Source organism: Paracoccus benzoatiresistens, assembly GCF_026913015.1.
Lineage (GTDB): Bacteria > Pseudomonadota > Alphaproteobacteria > Rhodobacterales > Rhodobacteraceae > Paracoccus > Paracoccus benzoatiresistens.
In genome coordinates this window covers 1-1,109 of the sequence record NZ_JAPTYD010000172.1, presented here as the reverse complement: position 1 = coordinate 1,109, position 1,109 = coordinate 1, and the positions used below count along the sequence as shown (strand labels likewise).

The 1,109-nt window shown below is 68.0% G+C and carries 2 protein-coding genes; both read left to right on the top strand.

From position 1 onward, the window contains the following. Positions 1-409: DUF2076 family protein (locus OU682_RS24060; RefSeq protein WP_268944694.1), on the top strand; the 409-nt coding region annotated here is incomplete at its 5' end. Between the two features lie 82 nt (positions 410-491). After that, the coding region (locus OU682_RS24055) for an exopolysaccharide biosynthesis protein (protein WP_268944693.1) at positions 492-1,109 on the top strand (618 nt) is incomplete at its 3' end.

Here is a 1,109-nt window from a genome sequence, read left to right as displayed (position 1 = left end):
GGCGCAAACCGTGATCGTTCAGGAACAGGCGCTGAACGCCGCCCAGCAGCAGATCGAGCAGATGCAAAGCCAGCCCCAGCAGCAGGGCGGCGGCCTCTTCGGGCGGCTGTTCGGGGGCGGCCAGCCGCAGCCCGCGCGGCCCATGGCCCCGCCCCCGGCGCAGGCTTACGGCCAGCATCCGCAGCACGGCCATGGCGCCAGTCCCTGGAACAGCGGGCGCCCGGCGGGCGGCGGCTTCATGGCCGGGGCGGCGCAGACCGCCATGGGTGTGGCGGGCGGCGTGCTGCTGGGCAATGCCATCGGCGGCATGTTCGCAGGCGATGCTGCCGCGTCTGAGGCGCCCATGGAGGAGCCGACCGACGAGGCGGGCTATGACGACGCCGGTTTCGATGACAGTGGCGAGGAATAAGGGCCGACAGCAGCACGCGCATCCCTGCGCGTGCTGCTTTTCTCAGATCCGGCATGGGGTCCCTTTGGACCCAAGGACCTAAATGAGGCGCCCTGACATCTTGATCGACGAACCGCGCCCGACCCTCAGTCGGGCGTTGACTCGTCTGGCCGAAGACTGGACCGAGCCGCGGATCTCCGTTGCGCAAATGCTGACTGCGTTGGGTGATCGGGGTCTGATCGGGCTGCTGCTGATCCTGGCCCTCTTCAACGTGATCCCAAACCCGCCGGGCACCTCCGCGGTGCTGGGCCTGCCGATGCTGTATCTGTCCTGGCAGATGATGCACGGCCAGATGCCCTGGCTGCCGCAGTTCCTGGCCGGGCGGTCCTTTGACATCGCCCACTTTCGTGCCTTGGTCACCCGCGCCATGCCGTATCTGAACCGCGTCGAGCGACTGCTGCGCCCACGCCTGTCCCCCTTCAGCTCTCCAGCAGCGATGAAGGTCCTGGGAAGCGTCTGCCTGGTCCTGTCCGCCGTGCTGATCCTGCCGATCCCCCTGGGCAACCTCTTGCCTGCCGCAGCCATCGCCATCATCGCCCTGGGCGCCTTGGAGCGGGACGGGGCCTGGATCCTGGGTGGCGTGGTGTTCGGCATCGCGACGATCATCTTTCTGGCCAGCACGATCGTGATCCTGATCGCCGCCCTTTTGCGGCTGCTGGGC